General features: G+C 68.0%; 17 protein-coding genes. 13 read left to right on the forward strand and 4 right to left on the reverse strand.

From position 1 onward, the window contains the following. Window positions 1-172 precede the first annotated feature (172 nt). The 6 genes from A5787_RS01860 to A5787_RS01885 all read left to right on the forward strand — a co-directional run bounded on the left by A5787_RS01860 (window position 173) and on the right by A5787_RS01885 (window position 8,829). Window positions 173-490 (forward strand): hypothetical protein, encoded by a 318-nt coding sequence (locus tag A5787_RS01860; protein ID WP_066960778.1) that lies wholly within the window; start codon window positions 173-175, stop codon window positions 488-490. A gap of 281 nt (window positions 491-771) precedes the next feature. Beyond that, on the forward strand, window positions 772-1,899 hold the full coding sequence (locus A5787_RS01865; protein WP_066960780.1) for a ferredoxin reductase: 1,128 nt from the start codon (window positions 772-774) through the stop codon (window positions 1,897-1,899). Window positions 1,900-1,908: 9 nt separating this feature from the next. Beyond that, entirely contained in the window at window positions 1,909-3,141 is a 1,233-nt protein-coding gene (locus A5787_RS01870) for a fatty acid desaturase (protein ID WP_066960783.1), read from the forward strand. 236 nt (window positions 3,142-3,377) lie between these two features. Then, entirely contained in the window at window positions 3,378-5,936 is a 2,559-nt protein-coding gene (locus tag A5787_RS01875) for an ABC transporter ATP-binding protein/permease (protein WP_066960785.1), read from the forward strand. Then, entirely contained in the window at window positions 5,933-7,669 is a 1,737-nt protein-coding gene (locus A5787_RS01880; protein ID WP_066960888.1) for an ABC transporter ATP-binding protein, read from the forward strand. The genes A5787_RS01875 and A5787_RS01880 overlap by 4 nt, the downstream gene beginning before the upstream one ends. An 83-nt stretch (window positions 7,670-7,752) precedes the next feature. Continuing rightward, window positions 7,753-8,829 (forward strand): phosphotransferase family protein, encoded by a 1,077-nt coding sequence (locus tag A5787_RS01885; RefSeq protein ID WP_066960786.1) that lies wholly within the window; start codon window positions 7,753-7,755, stop codon window positions 8,827-8,829. Here the strand turns inward: A5787_RS01885 and A5787_RS01890 are convergent. Genes A5787_RS01890 through A5787_RS01900 form a run of 3 tightly spaced genes read right to left on the reverse strand, consistent with a single transcriptional unit; the run spans window position 8,826 to window position 11,300 of the window. Next, window positions 8,826-9,251, reverse strand: coding sequence for a pyridoxamine 5'-phosphate oxidase family protein (locus A5787_RS01890; protein WP_066960788.1), 426 nt, complete (start codon window positions 9,249-9,251; stop codon window positions 8,826-8,828). The genes A5787_RS01885 and A5787_RS01890 overlap by 4 nt on opposite strands. Window positions 9,252-9,309: 58 nt before the next feature. Further along, window positions 9,310-10,131 (reverse strand): mycofactocin-coupled SDR family oxidoreductase, encoded by an 822-nt coding sequence (locus A5787_RS01895; protein ID WP_066960791.1) that lies wholly within the window; start codon window positions 10,129-10,131, stop codon window positions 9,310-9,312. Continuing rightward, on the reverse strand, window positions 10,128-11,300 hold the full coding sequence (locus tag A5787_RS01900) for an acyl-CoA dehydrogenase family protein (protein WP_066960793.1): 1,173 nt from the start codon (window positions 11,298-11,300) through the stop codon (window positions 10,128-10,130). Before A5787_RS01900 ends, A5787_RS01895 begins: the two co-directional genes overlap by 4 nt. A gap of 123 nt (window positions 11,301-11,423) precedes the next feature. On the opposite strand from A5787_RS01900, the gene fabG reads away from it, so the two are divergent. From fabG to A5787_RS01925, 5 genes are read left to right on the forward strand one after another with little or no spacing between them, the layout of a single operon-like run. After that, window positions 11,424-12,173: a 3-oxoacyl-ACP reductase FabG gene (fabG, locus tag A5787_RS01905; protein WP_066960891.1), complete on the forward strand. Its 750-nt coding sequence runs from the start codon at window positions 11,424-11,426 to the stop codon at window positions 12,171-12,173. 24 nt (window positions 12,174-12,197) lie between these two features. Next, window positions 12,198-13,415, forward strand: a complete 1,218-nt coding sequence (locus A5787_RS01910; RefSeq protein ID WP_066960795.1) for an acetyl-CoA C-acetyltransferase — start codon at window positions 12,198-12,200, stop codon at window positions 13,413-13,415. Then, complete coding sequence (locus A5787_RS01915) at window positions 13,412-14,614, forward strand: CoA transferase (RefSeq protein WP_066960798.1); 1,203 nt, start codon at window positions 13,412-13,414, stop codon at window positions 14,612-14,614. The genes A5787_RS01910 and A5787_RS01915 overlap by 4 nt, the downstream gene beginning before the upstream one ends. Next, window positions 14,611-15,804: an acyl-CoA dehydrogenase family protein gene (locus A5787_RS01920; RefSeq protein WP_066960800.1), complete on the forward strand. Its 1,194-nt coding sequence runs from the start codon at window positions 14,611-14,613 to the stop codon at window positions 15,802-15,804. The genes A5787_RS01915 and A5787_RS01920 overlap by 4 nt, the downstream gene beginning before the upstream one ends. Window positions 15,805-15,808: 4 nt before the next feature. Continuing rightward, window positions 15,809-16,519 (forward strand): GntR family transcriptional regulator, encoded by a 711-nt coding sequence (locus tag A5787_RS01925; protein WP_066960802.1) that lies wholly within the window; start codon window positions 15,809-15,811, stop codon window positions 16,517-16,519. Here the strand turns inward: A5787_RS01925 and A5787_RS01930 are convergent. Further along, window positions 16,516-17,454, reverse strand: coding sequence for a GlxA family transcriptional regulator (locus tag A5787_RS01930; RefSeq protein ID WP_066960805.1), 939 nt, complete (start codon window positions 17,452-17,454; stop codon window positions 16,516-16,518). The genes A5787_RS01925 and A5787_RS01930 overlap by 4 nt on opposite strands. Window positions 17,455-17,529: 75 nt before the next feature. On the opposite strand from A5787_RS01930, the gene A5787_RS01935 reads away from it, so the two are divergent. Together A5787_RS01935 and A5787_RS01940 are read left to right on the forward strand one after the other, a co-directional pair. Next, entirely contained in the window at window positions 17,530-18,186 is a 657-nt protein-coding gene (locus tag A5787_RS01935) for a DJ-1/PfpI family protein (protein WP_066960808.1), read from the forward strand. Beyond that, entirely contained in the window at window positions 18,187-18,504 is a 318-nt protein-coding gene (locus A5787_RS01940) for a hypothetical protein (RefSeq protein WP_066960810.1), read from the forward strand. It begins immediately after the preceding gene. Window positions 18,505-18,559 lie beyond the last annotated feature (55 nt).

Consider the following 18,559-nt stretch of genomic DNA (forward strand, 5'->3'; position numbering starts at 1 on the left):
ATGAGGACACCTCGCGATCACTGGGCTGTCCTCTATGTCGGGAGACATCCGTCCTCTATGTCAATGAATCACAGACCTCCGCCCGCACGGTCCTTGACGGGCGCCTCCCAGCCGATGTTTTGTCGCGCATTCCGTGGGTAGTCGCGTTGCACCGCATTCGAAGGAAGACGCCTTGGCCACCGCACACGAGCCACCCGAACCACCCGTCACCGCACAAGCTGTGGAATTCGCCGAACGCAGGGCCGCACAGGCGCGCGAACGTGCCGCGCACGCCGGGCTCTCGGCCGCCCAGAGCATGGCGGCATCCGCGCAGTCCCACCAACGATTCGCAGAGGTGCAAGACGTTTCCGTCGCCCAAGGGGTTTCGGACACAGACGCCCACCGCGAGTCCGCGATCCGGCATCGCGAAGCTGCCGCCGAGGACCGCAGGCTGGCCGAGCAGAAGCGGAAAGAGTCCGAAGCCGACCTGTCTCTGGGCAAAGAGCGGTAAACACCGTTGGCTGCGCCATGAAAGCCCTTGCGTCAACGGATTTGGGGACGACACTAGCCGCTCGAGCTGGCCGGTGCGGTTCGGTATACACAACTTGTCTCGTGTCGAATGCCGGGCGAACCCGTCGGCAGGGGCGAACGCACTGGCAGTGCCCGCCACGATGCCGCCGACAACGACGACTCAGAGAACACGTGTTTATCGAACGCGGCAGTTGGGAAGCCGAGGGGGAAGCGTGAGCCGACCGGCTCACGGAAATCTCGATCAGACCTCTGGGATGACTTATGGTTTCTCCGCTTCGCAGCCTCACCCGATGGAGCACCGCGCCCGCGAAGGGCGTGCAGACCGCCAAGTCCTGGGTCAACGTGCCGCGTGGGCTGGCCGCCCGCGCGACCACCCCGCTCCTGCCCGACGACTATCTCAAATTGCTCAACCCGTTGTGGTCGGCGCGGGAGTTGCGCGGCCTCATCGTCGATGTCCGCCCCGAAACCGCCGATTCGGCGACCGTCACGATCAAGCCCGGCTGGGGTTTTTCGGGTAGGTACCAGCCGGGCCAGTACGTCGGGATCGGATTGCGGATCGACGGCCGATGGCACTGGCGCTCCTATTCGTTGACGTCGATCCCGCGCCGCGACAACAAGAACATCACCATCACCGTCAAGGCCACCCCGGAGGGCTTTCTGTCGACCCACCTGGTCAAGGGCGTCAAACCCGGCACCATCGTGCGGCTTGCGTCCCCCAAGGGCGACTTCGCGCTGCCCGACCCGCCGCCGGCCAAGCTCCTCTTCATCACCGCGGGCAGCGGGATCACCCCGGTCATGGCGATGCTGCGCACACTCAAATCCCGCGGGCAACAAGCGGACATCGTGCACATCCACTCGGCGCCCAGCGACGACGACGTGATCTTCCACGGCGAATTGCGCGAACTCGAGAATGCCCAGCCGGGGTATCGACTTCACCTGCAGCTCACCAAAACCCAGGGTCACCTCGAATTCGATCAGCTCGCCGACATCGTGCCCGACTGGCAGGAGCGCCCGGCGTGGGTCTGCGGCCCGAACTCCCTGCTGGACGCCGCCGAAGAAGCATGGAAAGCCGCGGACTGCGACGATCAGCTGCACATGGAGCGCTTCACGATCGCGGCCACTGACAAGGGCGGCGAGGGCGGAACCGTCACCTTCGCCATCTCCGACAAGACGATCGAAATCGACGGCGCGACATCGATTATGGAAGCCGGCGAAAGCGTGGGAATCCAGATGCCGTTCGGGTGCCGGATGGGCATCTGCCAGACCTGCGTGCTCCCGCTGGAGGAAGGGCACGTGCGTGACGTCAGGTCGGGGACCGAACACGGCGCGGGCGACCGCATTCAAACCTGCATCTCCACTGCATCCGGAAACTGCACCATCAAGATCTGAGGGAAACTTATGGCAATCACTGATATCAAGGAATACGCACACCTGACGACTGAGGACATCGAGCAGCTCGCCCAGGAGCTGGACGCGATCCGCGCCGACATCGAGGAGTCCCGCGGCGAGCGGGACGCCCGCTACATCCGGCGAGCCATCCAGCTGCAGCGCGGCCTGGCCGCCGGTGGTCGAATCGCGTTGTTCGCCAGCCACAAGAAGCTGGCGTGGCTCACCGGCACCGCGATGCTCGCCAGCGCGAAAATCATCGAGAACATGGAGATCGGCCACAACATCATCCACGGCCAGTGGGACTGGATGAACGACCCCGAGATCCACTCGACGGAGTGGGAGTGGGACACCACCTGCCCGAGCGTGCAGTGGAAGCATTCCCACAACTTCGTGCACCACAAGTACACGAACATCGTGGGCCTCGACGCCGACGTGGGCTACGGCATCATGCGCGTCACTCGCGACGAGCCGTGGGAGCCGTGGATGCTCGGCAACCCGATCTACAACATGCTGCTGGGCACCTTCTTCCAGTACGGCGTCGCGCTGCACCACATCGAGTCGGCCAAGCTGCGCAAGAAGGAGAAGAGCTATGCCGAGGCGGCCAAGGACCTGAAGGTGATCGGCAAGAAGGTCGTCAAGCAGGAGGGCAAGGACTACCTGATCTTCCCGGCGCTGACGGGGCGCAACTGGAAGCGCACCATCAAGGCCAACATGACCGCCAACCTGATCCGCAACATCTGGGCCTACATGGTGATCTTCTGCGGCCACTTCCCCGACGGCGCGGAGAAGTTCACCGTCGAGGAGTTCGAGAACGAGACGCAGGGGGAGTGGTACCTGCGCCAGATGCTCGGATCGGCGAACTTCAACGCCGGCCCGCTGATGGCGTTCATGAGCGGCAACCTCTGCTACCAGATCGAGCACCACCTCTTCCCGGACCTGCCCAGCAATCGCTACGCGGAGATCGCGGTGCGGGTGCGCGAGCTGTGCGACAAGTACGACCTGCCCTACACCACGGGATCCCTTGGCCGCCAATACCTGCAGACGTTCTGGACGATTCTCAAACTCGCCCTGCCCGACAAGCTTCTGCAGGCGACGCCCGACGACGCCCGCGAGACGCGCTCGGAGCTGAAGTTCCGCGTCCGCGAGGGGCTGCGGGAAAGCTTCGTCGATCCCGCCACGGGCAAGCGGCGCGGCCTGCGCACCGCCCTGCGGGAGTTGCGGGGGTCCGGGCAGGCGGCGTAGCCGGCACCGTCGCGGTACGAGTACTCGCCCACATCGACACCGGCGCGAAAACGTTCGAGTAGAGCTCACGGTGGTGTCGATTTCGGCGTGGTCGGCGGCCAGGAGCGCCCGGGTTTGACCTTTGGTAAGGCAACCCTTAGTTTGTGGGTAACTTACCTACTCGGAGGGTGCTGAATGCAGTCGGTTGCGTCTCGTCGGGGCGGCCGCGCCGAACCCTGCACCGGGCAGGACCGCTGATGGCGCGCGGCCTTCAGGGGGTGATGCTGCGCAGTTTCGGCGCGCGCGACCACATCGCGACCGTGATCGAAACGGTCCGCATCGCACCGCATTTCGTGCGGATTCGGATGGAGTCGGCCACCCTGTTCGAGGACGCGGAGGCCGAACCCGCGGCGTGGCTGCGGTTCTGGTTTCCCGACCCCGACGGGTCGGCCACCGAGTTCCAGCGCGCGTACACGATCTCGGAGGCGGACGTCGCCGCGGGCCGCTTTGCGGTCGACGTCGTGCTGCACGAGCCGGCGGGACCCGCGTCGTTATGGGCGCGCACCGTGGGGCCGGGCGAGGCGATCGCGGTGATGTCCCTGATGGGCTCGTCGCGTTTCGACGCGCCCGGCGAGCAGCCGGCCGGCTATCTGCTGATCGGCGACTCGGCGTCGATTCCCGGGATCAACGGCATCGTGGGCACCGTCCCCGACGACGTCCCGATCGAGATGTACCTCGAGCAGCACGACGGCAACGACACGCTGATCCCGCTCGCGGAACACCCCCGGCTGCGGGTGCACTGGGTGGCGCGCCGCGACGAGAGGTCGCTGGCCGCGGCGATCGAGAGCCGGGACTGGTCGAACTGGTATGCGTGGGCCACGCCGGAGGCCACGACGCTCAAGCATGTCCGGACCCGGCTGCGCGACGAGTTCGGGTTCCCCAAGTCCGAGATCCACGCCCAGGCCTACTGGAGCGCGGGACGGGCGATGGGCACCAGCCGCGGTGACGAGCCGGAAAGCGTTGCGCCACAAGACGAACCATCGCCACCGGTGCCCGCGGCGCCGGCGAAGGGCAACTGGCGCGCCCAGGCCGCGGGCCGGCTGCTGGCGCCGCTGCGGTCGGCGTTGATTCTCTCGGGCGTGCTGCAGGCCGTGATCACGCTGCTGCAGCTCGCGCCGTTCGTGCTCCTGGTCGAGCTGGCCCGGCTCTTGGCGTCGGGCGCCGGGGCGCCCCGGCTGTGGACGGTGGGCATCGCGGCCGTCACGCTGCTGGGCGCCGGTACGGTTCTCGGCGCCGCCCTGACGCTGTGGCTGCACGTCGTCGATGCGCGTTTCGCAAACGACTTGCGCACAAGGCTTTTGACCAAGCTCTCCCGGTTGCCGCTGGGCTGGTTCACCGCCCGCGGATCGGGGTCGATCAAGCAGCTGCTGGCCGACGACACGCTGTCCCTGCACTATCTGGTCACCCACGCGATACCGGACGCGGTCGCCGCGGTCGTCGCCCCGGTGGCGGTGCTGCTCTATCTGTTCGCCGTCGACTGGCGGGTGGCGCTGGTCCTGTTCGTGCCCGTCCTGGTCTATCTGGTGCTGACGTCGTCGATCACCATCCAGTCGGGCCCGCGCATCCCGCAATCGCAGCGCTGGGCGGAGCGGATGAGCGGGGAGGCCGGCGCGTATCTCGAGGGACAGCCGGTGATCCGGGTCTTCGGCGGCGCCGCGGCGTCCAGCTTCCGCCGCCGCCTCGACGAGTACGTCGGTTTCCTGGTGGCCTGGCAGCGTCCCCTCGCCGGGAAGAAAACGCTGATGGATCTGGTCACCCGCCCCGCGACGTTCCTGTGGCTCATCGCGTTGACGGGCACCCTGCTGGTGGTTGCCGGGCGGATGGATCCGGTCGACCTCCTGTCGTTCCTGTTGCTGGGCACCACCTTCGGCGCGCGCCTGCTGGGCATCGCCTATGGGCTCGGTGGCATCCGCGCCGGGACGCTGGCGGCCCGACGGCTGCAGAACACCCTCGACGAGCCCGAGCTCGAAGTGCGACGGCCCGATGCGCCGAAAGCCGACCCCGGGGCGACGGTGGTGTTCGATCGGGTCAGCTTCGGTTATCGCCCGGGTGTCCCGGTGATCGAGGACGTGTCGCTGACGCTGCGGCCCGGCACCGTCACCGCGCTCGTCGGCCCGTCGGGCTCCGGGAAGTCGACCCTGGCCGCGCTGCTCGCCCGGTTCCACGACGTCGAACAGGGCGCGATACGCGTTGGCGGGCAAGATATTCGATCGCTGACCGCCGACGAACTCTACACGCGCGTCGGTTTCGTCCTGCAGGAGACGCAACTCGTGCACGGCACCGTCGCGCAGAACATCGCGCTGGCGGTGCCGGACGCCACCGCCGAACGAATCGAGGCCGCGGCGCGCGAGGCCCAGATCCACGACCGCATCATGCGGCTGCCGCAGGGCTACGACACCGTGCTGGGCGCCGGCGCCGGGCTGTCGGGCGGCGAACGCCAGCGGCTCACCATCGCCCGCGCCATCCTCGCCGATACCCCGGTGCTCATCCTCGACGAGGCGACGGCGTTCGCCGATCCGGAATCGGAATACCTTGTGCAGCAAGCGCTCAACCGGCTCACCCGGGAGCGCACCGTGCTGGTCATCGCCCATCGGCTGCATACCGTCACCCGAGCCGACCAGATCGTCGTGCTCGATCACGGCGGGATCGCCGAACGCGGCACCCACGACGAGTTGCTCGCCGCGGACGGACGCTACCGGCGGCTGTGGGACACCGGCCTGCTTCCGGCGGCCGCGGCCCGGGAGGGGGCGCGATGATCAGGACCTGGATCGGGCTCGTCCCCCCAGACCGCCGCGGCAAGCTGATCGCCTACACCGCGCTCGCCCTGATCTCGGTGGCGGTGCGGGCGGTCGCCACGGTGCTGCTGGTTCCGCTGGTGGGCGCGCTGTTCGACGCACCCCACCGCGCGCCGGTGTGGCTGGGCTGGCTCACCGTCGCGACCGTGGCGGGGTGGGTGATCGACACCGCGACCGCGCGCATCGGCTTCGACCTGGGCTTCGCCGTGCTCGATCACAGCCAGCACGACGTGGCGGACCGGCTTCCGGACGTCCGGCTCGACTGGTTCACCGCCGACAACACCGCGACCGCACGGCAAGCGATCGCCGCAACGGGACCCGAACTCGTCGGCCTGGCGGTCAACCTGCTGACGCCGCTGGCCACCGCGATCCTGCTGCCGGCGGCCATCGCGCTGGCCCTACTGCCGGTGTCCTGGCAGCTCGGTGCGGCCGCCCTGGGCGGCGTGCCGCTGCTGCTGGGCGCGCTGTGGGCCTCCGCGCGGCTCGCGCGCCGCGCCGACGGCGCCGCCGCCGAGGCCAACACCGCGCTCACCGAGCGCATCATCGAGTTCGCCCGGACCCAGCAGGCGTTGCGCGCCGCGCGCCGCGCCGAGCCGGCCCGCAGCCTGGTCGGCGACGCGCTCGCCGCCCAGCGCGGTGCGACGATGCGGTTGCTGTCCATGCAGGTGCCCGGCCAGCTGCTGTTCAGCCTCGCCAGCCAGCTGGCCCTCATCCTGCTGGCGGGGGCGACGACGGCGCTGACGATCGGCGGCACGCTCACCGTGCCGGAGGCCATCGCGTTGATCGTCGTGATCGCCCGCTACCTCGAGCCGTTCACCACCATCAGCGAGCTTGCCCCGGCGCTGGAGAGCACCCGCGCGACGCTGGACCGCATCCGTTGCGTGCTCACCGCGCCGGTCCTGAAGGCCGGCGCCGCAGCGCTGCCCGACGGCGCGGCGGCCCCGCGCATCGATTTCGACAACGTCACCTTCGGCTACGGGGATTCCACGCGGCCGGTGCTGGACGGCGTGAGCTTCTCGTTGCGGCCCGGGAGCGCCACGGCGATCGTCGGCCCCTCCGGCTCCGGCAAGAGCACCGTCCTGGCGCTCATCGCCGGCCTGCACGAGCCCTCCCGGGGCCGCGTGCTGATCGACGGCGTGGACGCGGCGACGCTCGATGCCGAGGCGCGGCGCGCGGCCGCCAGTGTCGTGTTCCAGCACCCGTACCTGTTTCACGGCACTATCCGCGAAAACGTCTTCGCGGGAAACCCGTCCGCCGGCGATGCGCAGTTCGAGCGGGCGGTGGCGCTGGCGCGGGTCGACGAACTCACCGGCCGGTTGCCCGACGGCGCCCACACGATCGTCGGCGAGGCGGGGTCGACGCTGTCCGGCGGTGAACGGCAACGGGTCAGCATCGCGCGCGCTTTGCTCAAGGCCGCGCCGATCCTGCTGGTCGACGAGGCGACCAGCGCCCTGGACACCGAGAACGAGGCGGCGGTGGTCGACGCGCTCACTGCCGACCCGCAGGCGCGCACCCGGGTGATCGTCGCTCACCGCCTGGCCAGCATCCGGCACGCCGACAGAGTTTTGTTCCTGGACAACGGCCGAGTGGTCGAGGACGGCACGGTCGACGAACTGCTCGCCGCGGGCGGGCGTTTCGACGAATTCTGGCGACAGCAGCACGATGCCGCGGATTGGCGGATCGTCGCCGAGTAAGTCGGCATAGCCGGCTGCGGCGCTTGCCGTATGCCTTACAGTTAGGCGGTCGGTCGAGGGTCGGGAGTGCTGGAGGCGTGCATATGAGTGCTGTGGTGTCCATTCCGCGGTATCCCGGCGACGTGACCCCCGAATGGCTTTCGGCAGCTCTTACCGGCCGCGGCACACCCGTCGAGGTCTCCGACGTCGAGGTGGCTGCCATCGGCACCGGCCAGACCGGCGCGACCTACCGCGTGACGGCCAGGTATGCGACGGATCCGGGCGACCTGCCCCAGACCTTCGTGATCAAGCTGCCGGCCCAGGACGACGCCGTGCGCGACCGCGTCGTCATCGGATATCGCAGCGAATGCGCGTTCTATTCGTCGGTGGCCGATCGGGTGCGGGTGCCGACGCCGGAATGCTTCTACTGCGAGATCAGCGAGGACGCAATGGATTTCGCCCTGCTGCTCGCCGATCAAGCGCCGGCGGTGCAGGGCGATCAGCTCGCCGGCTGCGGCGAAGCCGAAGCGCACCTCGCGGTGACGGCGCTGGCCGGCCTGCACGCGCCCAGCTGGTGCGATCCGGTCTGGCTGGATTTCGAAGGTATCGGCTTTGGCCGGCCCGACGAAGCCGGGGCCAGCGGCATGGGCGAGGTGGCGAAGATGAGCGCCGACATCACGCTCGAGAAGCTGGGCGATCGAATGACCCCGGAGGACCATGAGACCTTCAGTGCGGCAATGGGTTTGGTGGCGCCGTGGCTGCTGGCCGAGTACGACCGCTTTGCCTTGCTGCACGGCGACTATCGGCTGGACAACATGCTGTTCGATCCGGACCGAACGCGGGTCAGCGTGGTCGACTGGCAGACCCTCGGCGTGGGCCTGCCGGCCAGGGATCTCGCCTACTTCACCGCGACCAGCCTGAATCCGCAGCTGCGGGCGCGCATCGAAGAAGACCTCGTCGCCGCCTACCACCGAGCGCTATTGCGTTCCGGGGTCAGCGGCTACGACCGAGAAAGCTGCTGGCGTGATTACCGGCTCGGGGTGTTGCAGGCGCCCCTGATCTCGGCGCTGGGATTCGCGTTCGCCGCAGCCACCGAGCGCGGCGACGACATGGTGCTGGCCATGCTCAGCCGCGGCTGCCGGGCGATCCGCGAACTGGGCACGCTGGAGTTGATCGGTTAGAGGTCGCCGGTGAAATCGGCGGACAACCACTTGTCGGGCCGGATGGTGAAGAGCACCTCCTCGACGCCCTCCATGCTGCTCACGAACGCCCGGCCGCCTTCCTCGCCGAGGTAACGGATGGCGATGGCTTCCTGCACGTCCGACGGGGCCGAAGTGGTGGTGTCGACGACGCTGCCTTCGACCACCACGTACTGATACGGCGGCTCCTCGCGCTGGACCACCAGCGTCACCGCGCCGGCCCGCTCGATGAGCCCGGCCTTGCGACTGGAGGACCCGGTCATGATCCGGATGTTCCCGCCGGGCGTGTAGTCGTACCAGATCGGGACGCTGGCCGGCGGCCGCCCGTCGGCGGCGACGGACAGCACCGCGACGTGCTTGTCGGCGAGAAACTCCTGACGTTCGGCTTCGCTGAAACTCCTCATGGGCACTACGAACGCCGGACCGCGAGAGCTATTCCCTTCTGGTCCCGGCGCGCCTCGATCAGTACTGCGTCGAACCCTGGTCCACCGGGATCTGGGCCGCGGTGATGTTGCGCGATTCGTCACTGGCCAGCCAGCACACGGCGTCGGCCACCTCTTCCGGCTCGGCGGCCCACTTGGGCAGGAACGGCGTGAGCATGTTGGACAGCTGCGGGTTGGTCTCCATCGCTCTGCCCATCGCCGCGACCATGTCACCGGATCCCATCGGGGTGTTCACCGGCCCCGGATGCACGCTGTTGACCCGGATCGAGTGTTTGCCCAACTCGGCGGCGAACGCGCGCGCCATCCCGGCGACGGCATGCTTGCTGGTGGTGTAGTGCACCATGAACGGCTGCAGCTTCATGCCCGCCGCGGAACTGATCAGGATGATGGAACCGCCGCGGCCGCCCTCGATGATCCTGTCGGCGCCGGCCATCACCGTGTTCCAGGTGCCGGTCACGTTGATCTCCATGACGTCGCCGAACGTTTCGGGCGTGATCTCGTCCCAGGGCTGCGGAGCCGAGATGCCGGCGTTGGCGACGATGATGTCGAGGCGGCCGAAGGCGGCGACACCGTCGTCAACGACCCGGCGAAGTTCGTCGAAGTCACGAACATCGGTCGCCGTGGCCAAGATTCGACGACCGGTCGCCTCGACCAGGCGGACGGTTTCGGCGAGGTCGTCGGGCGTGGCCGAGTCGTAGGGGACGCACGACGGGAGCTTGCCGGCGATGTCAACGGCGATGATGTCGGCGCCCTCCCGGGCCATCCGAACGGCGTGCGCCCGGCCCTGGCCGCGCGCCGCGCCCGTGATGAACGCGACTCTTCCCTCGAGCCGGCGGCTCATCGTTGCGCCGCCTTGACCAGGTTCGACCCGATGATCAGGCGCTGGATCTCGCTGGTGCCCTCATACAGCCGCAGCAGGCGCACGTCGCGGTAGATGCGCTCGACGGGGACGCCGTGCATGTAGCCGCTGCCGCCATGGATCTGCACCGCGAGATCGGCGACCGTGCCGGCCATTTCGGTGCAAAACAGCTTGGCCGCCGACGGCGCGACCCGGCGGTCGGAATTGGTGACCCACAGCCGTGCAGCGTCGCGGACCAGCGCGCGACCGGCCAGCACCCCGGTCTGCTGGTCGGCGATCATCGCCTGCACCAACTGAAAGCCGCCGATCGGCGTCCCGCCCTGGGTCGCGGTGGCGGCGTACGCCACGGACTCGTCGAGCGCGCGCTGGGCGGCGCCCACCGCGAGGGCGGCGATGTGGACCCGGCCGCGCGCCAGGGAGGTCATCGCGGCCCGGTAGCCGATGTCCTCGCTGCCGCCGATCAGCGCGTCGTTCCCGACGCGGACGTCGTTGAAGGCGACGTCGGCGGTCCACGCGCCCTCCTGGCCCATCTTCGCGTCCTTGGCGCCCACCTGAACGCCCGCGGCGTCCGCCGGCACCAAAAACACGGCGATCCCCGGGCCCTGGTCGTCGGCCGGCCTGGTGCGCGCGAATACCACGAACAGGTTGGCGACCGGCGCGTTGGTGATGAAACGCTTCTCGCCGGAGATCACCCACTGATCGCCGTCGAGGGCGGCCTTGGTCCGCAGGCCGGCCGGGTTCGATCCGGCGCCGGGTTCGGTCAGCGCGAACGAGGCGACGACCTCGCCGGAAGCCATCGACTCCAGCCAGCGGCGCTTTTGCCCGTCGGTGCCGAAGCCGACGAGGACCTGCCCGGCGATGCCGTTGTTGGTGCCGAACATCGACCGCACCGCCAGCGAGGTGTAGCCCAATTCCATTGCCAGTTCGACGTCTTGGACCAGGTTCAGGCCCAGGCCGCCCCAACGCTGCGGGATCGCGTAGCCGAAGAGGCCCATCTTCTTGGCCTGGTCGCGCAGATCGTCCGGCACCCGGTCGTCGGTCAGGATCTCCTGCTCGCGCGGGACGACGGCGGTGCGGACGAAGTGGCGGGTCTGGGCAAGGATGTCCCGGAAGTCGTCGTCGGGCACTTCCTGGACTTCGGCGGTGGTCATGGCGGACGCTCCTCTGTGGCACTCATCGCTCGGGTTCACCCACCCGGCGCCGGAAGCGATCCTATATGAAATATGATATTCGACCGTCGGGTACCCCGCGACGGAAGCGAACCCAAGGGAGGCGTGATTCAGGTGTCGTTGCTGAACGGTCAGACGGCGGTCGTCACAGGAGGTGCACAAGGGCTGGGCTTCGCCATCGCGCAGCGATTCGTCGCCGAGGGCGCGCGGGTGGTGCTCGGTGACCTGAACCTGGAGGCAACCGAAGTCGCGGCCAAGGAGCTGGGTGGCAGCGATGTCGCCTTGGCGGTGCGCTGCGACGTGACGCAGGCGGCCGACGTCGAAGCGCTGATCCAGACCGCGGTCGAACGCTTCGGCGGCCTCGACATCATGGTCAACAACGCCGGAATCACCCGCGACGCGACGATGCGCAAGATGACCGAGGAGCAGTTCGATCAGGTCATCAACGTGCACCTGAAGGGAACGTGGAACGGCACCCGGCTGGCGGCCGCGGTCATGCGCGAAAACAAGCGCGGCGCCATCGTGAACATGTCGTCGGTATCGGGCAAGGTCGGCATGATCGGCCAGACCAACTATTCGGCGGCCAAGGCAGGCATCGTCGGGATGACCAAGGCCGCGGCCAAAGAGCTTGCTTACCTGGGCGTCCGGGTCAACGCGATCGCCCCCGGCCTGATTCGCTCAGCGATGACGGAGGCCATGCCGCAACGCATTTGGGACGAAAAGGTGGCCGAGATCCCGATGGGTCGCGCCGGCGAGCCCAGCGAAGTCGCCGGCGTCGCCCTGTTCCTGGCCTCCGATCTGTCCTCCTACATGACCGGCACCGTGATGGAAGTCACCGGCGGCCGGCACATCTGAGCGGCTGCGAACGGAGGAGGGGCAATGCGCGAAACCGTCATCTGCGAGCCCGTACGCACGCCGATCGGCCGCTACGGCGGAATGTTCAAGTCGCTGACCGCCGTCGACCTCGGGGTGGCCGCCCTCAAGGGGCTGCTCGAGCGGACGGGACTTTCACCCGAGGCGGTCGAGGACGTCATCCTCGGGCACTGCTACCCCAGCAGCGAGGCGCCCGCGATCGGTCGCGTCGTCGCGCTGGATTCCGGCCTGCCGGTGACGGTTCCGGGGATGCAGATCGACCGGCGCTGCGGGTCGGGCCTGCAGGCGGTGATCCAGGCGTGCCTGCAAGTCGGCAACGGCGACAACGACCTCGTCATCGCCGGTGGCTGCGAAAGCATGAGCAACGTCGCGTTCTACTCCACCGACATGCGGTGGGGTGGCGCCCGCGGCGGAATCCGGGTGCACGACGGGCTCGCGCGGGGGCGCACCACGGCCGGCGGCCGGCACTACCCGGTGCCGGGCGGCATGCTGGAGACCGCCGAGAATCTGCGCCGCCAGTATGGCATTTCGCGTTTGGAGCAGGACGAGCTGGCGGTGCGCTCGCACCAGCGCGCGGTGGCCGCGCAGAAGGACGGCCTGATGGCCGAGGAGATCATCCCGGTTGCGGTGCGCACGCGCCAGGGCGAGGAGCTGATCGACACCGACGAGCATCCGCGCGCCGACACCTCGGTGGAGTCGTTGGGAAAGCTCAAACCCGTTCTGCTGGGCGAGGATCCGGCGGCGACGGTCACGGCCGGCAACGCCAGCGGGCAGAACGACGCCGCGTCGATGTGCGTGGTGACCACGCTCGAGAAGGCGGCCCAATGCGGGCTGACGCCGTTGGTCCGCCTGGTGTCCTGGGGGTCGGCGGGCGTGGCGCCCAACATCATGGGCATCGGTCCGGTGCCCGCCACCGAGGTCGCGCTCGCCAAGGCGGGCCTGCGGCTTTCCGAGATCGACCTCATCGAGCTCAACGAAGCCTTTGCCGCACAGGCGCTTGCGGTGATGCGGGAGTGGAAGTTCGGCGCCGCCGACCACGACCGCACCAACGTGCACGGGTCCGGCATCTCGCTGGGTCATCCGGTCGGGGCGACCGGCGGCAGGATGCTGGCCACCCTGGCGCGCGAACTTGGCCGCCGCCAGGCGCGCTACGGGCTGGAGACCATGTGCATCGGCGGCGGCCAGGGGCTCGCCGCGGTCTTCGAGCGGGTCGCCTCGGCATGACCGGCCCGTTGAGCGGCCTCACCGTCGTCGAGGTGTCCAGCTTCGTCGCCGCACCGCTGTGCGGCATGACGCTGGGTCAGCTTGGCGCGCAGGTGATCCGCATCGACCCGATCGGCGGGGCCTCCGACGTCCAGCGATGGCCGCTGGCCGCGGGCGGCGCGTCGATCTACTGGACCGGACTGAACAAAGGCAAGCGTTCGGCCACCATCGATCTGCGTTCGGCCGAGGGCCAGGAACTGGTCCAGCGCCTCATCGTCGAGGGCGACGGCATCGTCGTCACCAACGCCGCCGGACTGTCCTGGCTGAGCCATGATGTGCTGGCCGCCAAGCGTTCCGACGTCATCCACGTCCAGTTGCTGGGGCGCGGCGACGGATCCACCGCGGTGGATTACACCGTCAACGCCGGGGTCGGGTACCCGCTCGTCACCGGTCCGGCCGGGCATGCCGGTCCGATCAACCATGTGCTGCCGGCCTGGGATGTGTGCTGCGGCCTGTACGCGGCGCTCGCCGTCGTCACGGCGGTCCGCCAGCGCGACCGGGCCGGTGTCGGCGCGCGCGTCAGCCTGGCGCTGGAGGACGTGGCGCTGGCGACGGCGGGAAACCTCGGGGTGCTGACCGAGCCCCAGGTCAACGGGACGCAACGGCAACGGCTGGGCAACGCCATCTACGGTCAGTATGGCCAGGACTTCGCCAGCCGCGACGGCGTCGCGTTCATGGTTGTCACCTTGACGCGCAGGCACTTTCGCGACCTCGTCGACGTGACCGGCACGGCCGCCGCGGTGTCGGCGCTCGAGGGGGCGCTGGGCGTGGACTTCGGGTCGGAGGGCGATCGCTATCGCTACCGCGACGCGCTGTCGGGGCTGTTCGCCACCTGGTTCGCCGACCACACGGCCGACGAGATCACCGCCGCGCTGGCCGGCACGACCGTGTTGTTCGAGCGCTACAGCACCTTCGCCGACGTCGCGGCGGGCCCGAAGGTGACCGCCAACCCGCTCTTTTCCCGGCTGCACCAGCCTGGCGTCGGGGAGTACTTCGCCCCGGGCATGCCGGTCGCGTTCGACGGCGCCCATCCCGCCGGTGCGCCGGCGCCCGCGTTGGGACAGGACACCGCCGGCGTGCTCGCCGAATGCCTGGGGTTGACGAGCGCTGACATCGAGCGTTTGTCGAGCGAAAAGACGATAGGAGAGCACACCGCATGACTAAACTCGCCCAGACCCTCGGCCTCACCGAGTTGCAGACCGAGATCATCGCCGCCGTGCGGCAATTCGTCGACAAGGAAGTCATCCCCAACGCGCCGGAACTCGAACGCGGCGACACCTACCCCCAGCACATGGTCGACCAGATGCGCGAAATGGGCTTGTTCGGGCTGATGATCCCTCAGGAGTACGGCGGGCTCGGGGAGTCGCTGCTGACCTATGCGCTGTGCGTCGAGGAGCTGGCGCGCGGGTGGATGAGCGTATCCGGGGTGCTCAACACGCATTTCATCGTGGCGTATATGTTGCGCCAGCACGGCACCGACGCGCAGAAGCAGCGGTTCCTACCGCGGATGGCGACGGGTGAGTCCCGCGGCGCGTTTTCCATGTCCGAGCCGGAGCTGGGCTCCGACGTCGCCGCGATCCGAACCCGGGCGGCGCGCAATCCGGACGGCAACTACACCATCAACGGCCAGAAGATGTGGCTGACCAACGGCGGCAGTTCGACGCTGATCGCCGTATTGGTGCGCACCGACGAGGGCGCCGACAAGCCACACCGCAACCTCACCGCGTTCCTCGTCGAAAAGCCAACCGGCTTCGGCGAAGTCGTACCCGGTCTGGTGATACCCGGCAAGATCGACAAGCTGGGGTACAAGGGCATCGACACCACCGAGCTCATCTTCGACGGCTACCAGGCCAGCGCCGACGATGTCCTCGGCGGCGCACCGGGGCAGGGCTTCTTCCAGATGATGGACGGCATCGAAGTCGGCCGGGTCAATGTCTCGGCCCGGGCGTGCGGTATCGGCGTCCGCGCCTTCGAGCTTGCCGTGCGGTACGCCCAGCAGCGGCACACCTTCGGCAAGCCGATCGCCGAGCACCAGGCCATCGCGTTCCAGTTGGCCGAGATGGCAACAAAAGTGGAAGCGGCGCATCTCATGATGGTGAATGCGGCGCGATTGAAGGATTCCGGTGAGCGCAACGATGTCGCCGCCGGCATGGCCAAATACCTTGCCAGCGAATATTGTTCGGAGGTTACGCAGCAGAGCTTCCGGATCCACGGCGGTTACGGCTACTCCAAGGAATACGAGATCGAACGGCTGATGCGCGACGCCCCCTTCCTGCTCATCGGCGAGGGGACCAGCGAAATCCAGAAGTCGATCATCAGTAAGCGACTGCTCGCCGAGTATCAGGTGTGACGCCATGACCGTTCCGGATTTCGCCGCGCGGCCGCAACTTTCCGACGACGTCGCGCGCCTGATCCGCATGAGGATCTTCGATGGCATCTACGCCGCGGGATCCTACGTCCGGCTGGATCAACTGGCCGCGGAGCTGGGGATCAGCGTCACGCCGGTGCGCGAGGCGCTGTTCGCGCTGCGCGCCGAAGGGTTGATCGCCCAGCAGCCGCACCGCGGCTTTGTGGTGTTGCCGGTGACCGGGCGCGACGTCGCCGACGTCGCGAACGTGCAGGGCTACGTCGGCGGGGAGCTCGCCGCGCGGGCCGCGGTCAACATCACCGACGACCAGCTCCGCGAACTCAAACAGATCCAAGCGGAACTCGAAGAAGCGTATGCCGGTGCCGACAACGAGCGGACCGTTCGCCTCAATCACGAGTTTCACAGGGCGATCAATGTGGCCGCGGATTCGCCCAAGCTCGCCCAACTCATGTCGCAGATCACCCGTTACGCACCCGAATCGGTTTTTCCCGCCATCGAAGGCTGGCCGGAGCAGTCGATGAAGGATCATCGGCGAATCCTGTCCGCGCTCAAAAAGCACGACGACGAGCTCGCGCGAGCCGCGATGTCGCAGCACCTCGCCGCCGGCGCGGTTCCGCTGATCGAGCACCTCACCGCGCAAGGCGTGGTGGTCGAGGACCCGCGCGGTGCCCAAGCTGCTCCGCGAGATGGACGTTAGTCGTCACGAAACGTGTGCCGGTAGCTCTGCGGCGACACTCCGGCGACTCTGCGAAAGTGCTCACGGAAATTCGCCGGTGAGGCAAAACCCACATGGCGCGAGATGCTTTCGACGCTTTCGGCGGTTCTCTCCAACAGCTGTTGCGCGTGCTTGATACGAACGCTGTTGACCCATTGCATCGGCGTATGACCCGTCTCGCGCTTGAAGCGGCGATTGATCGTCCGCTCGCTGCTGGACGCTTTGCGCGCGATGTCACGGAGGGTCAGCGGCAGGTGCGCGTTGTTCTCGATCCAAACCAATAGGCCATCGAGTTCGGTGTTGGACATGCGGCGGTTGCGGATGATGAATTGTGCTTGGCCGCCGCCGCGGTGCAGCGGGGTGACCGCGAGGCGGGCGGCGTCGGCGGCTGCGGCGGCGCCGTAGTCGCGGGCGACCATGTGGAGGCAGAGGTCCAGGCCTGCGGACGCTCCGGCCGAGGTCAGAACCTGGCCTTCGTCGATGTAGAGCGCGTCGGCATCGAGTGTGACGTCAGGGTAGGCCGCCGAAAACATCTCGGCCGCCAGCCAGTGCGTGGTCGCCCGCTTGCCGTCGAGAATTCCCGCCGCTGCCACGGTGAACGCGCCGCTGCAGATGGAAGCGATCCGGATTCCGTTGTGGTAAGCGGACTTCAACGCCGAGATGACATCGTCCCGAACCGCCGCCGCGGCGTCATTGCGGCCCGGTACGACGACGGTGTCGGCGTTGGCGAGTTCATCCAGGCCGTATTCCGTTGCGATCCCGATGGGTCCCGCCGCGACGAGAGGCTCACAGCCACACACTCGAACCCGGTAGCCCGGTGCCCCGCTCTCGAGCCAAACGCGGCCGAACACCTCGATCGCAATGGCGAGGTCGAACGCAATGGCATCGGGCTCGGCCAGGATCGCGACGGAATGCATGGCTTGGCAATATACCGGCGCAACGTGGCAATCCTGCCACTGGTCTCATGGGGCGCAACCGGCGAGCATAGCCGGGTGCATGCGCAAATCGTGTTGTACGACGGGTTCGACCCGCTCGACGTCATTGCCCCGTTCGAAGTTCTTGCCGCGGGCAGCGAGCTGGTCGAAGGCGATCTCGCGGTGACATTGGTAGCGGCGGAAGGCCCGCGCAGCGTGACCGGCGGGACTCGCGGTCTCGCGCTGACCGCCGCCGCCGCGCTCGATCCGTCCGAGCCGGGGTGCGTTATCGTGCCCGGAGCCAGCGGGCCGATCGTGGGTGACCCTGACGAGGGTGTCGAGACCATCCCGGTGTTGTTGGCGCGCGCGGCCCAGACCGAACTAAATCCACTGCTGCACAAAGCGTTTGCCAATCCCGATGTGACCGTGGCGGCCGTGTGCGGCGGCTCGGTGGTCATGGCGATGTCGGGGCTGATCGAGGGGCGCCACGCGGTGACGCATCATTTGGGTCTGGAATTGCTCGAGGCGGGGGGTGCGCATCCGGTGGCGGCCCGGGTTGTTGACGACGGCGACCTGGTCACCGCCGGCGGGGTGACCTCGGGGCTCGATCTGGGCCTGCACCTTCTCGAGCGCTTCTACGGCCCTCGAATCGCCCACGCCGTCGAAGAGCTCTTCGAATACGAGCGGAGGGGCACCGTGTGGCGGCCCGTAGGACGAGAACCTGCGGAGGTATAGATGGACATCGAAGGCGACTGGGACGTGAGCATCAAAACCCCGATCGGCACACTGGCGGTCCGCTCCGCATTCAAGCAACTGGGCGACGGGCCCGGTGGGCTTTCCGGCACGGCGACTTACCAGGATGAAACGGTTGCGTTGCAGGACTTTACGCGCGAGACGGTCGGGAGCGGAACTCGGCTCACCTGGCGGCAATCGGTGAGAAAGCCAATACGGCTGAAGCTGGATTTCGACGTGGTGGTGAGTGGTGACGTCATGAGCGGACACTCCCGCGCGGGCCGCTTGCCGCGCTCGCCGGTATCCGGCACTCGCCGGTAGCCGTCGCAGCGTGGGTTGCCATCTCTTGTTGCTGGAAGCCATCTGGGCATAGGCT

The sequence above is a fragment of the Mycobacterium sp. 852002-50816_SCH5313054-b genome (genome assembly GCF_001667185.1).
Taxonomy (GTDB): Bacteria; Actinomycetota; Actinomycetes; order Mycobacteriales; family Mycobacteriaceae; genus Mycobacterium.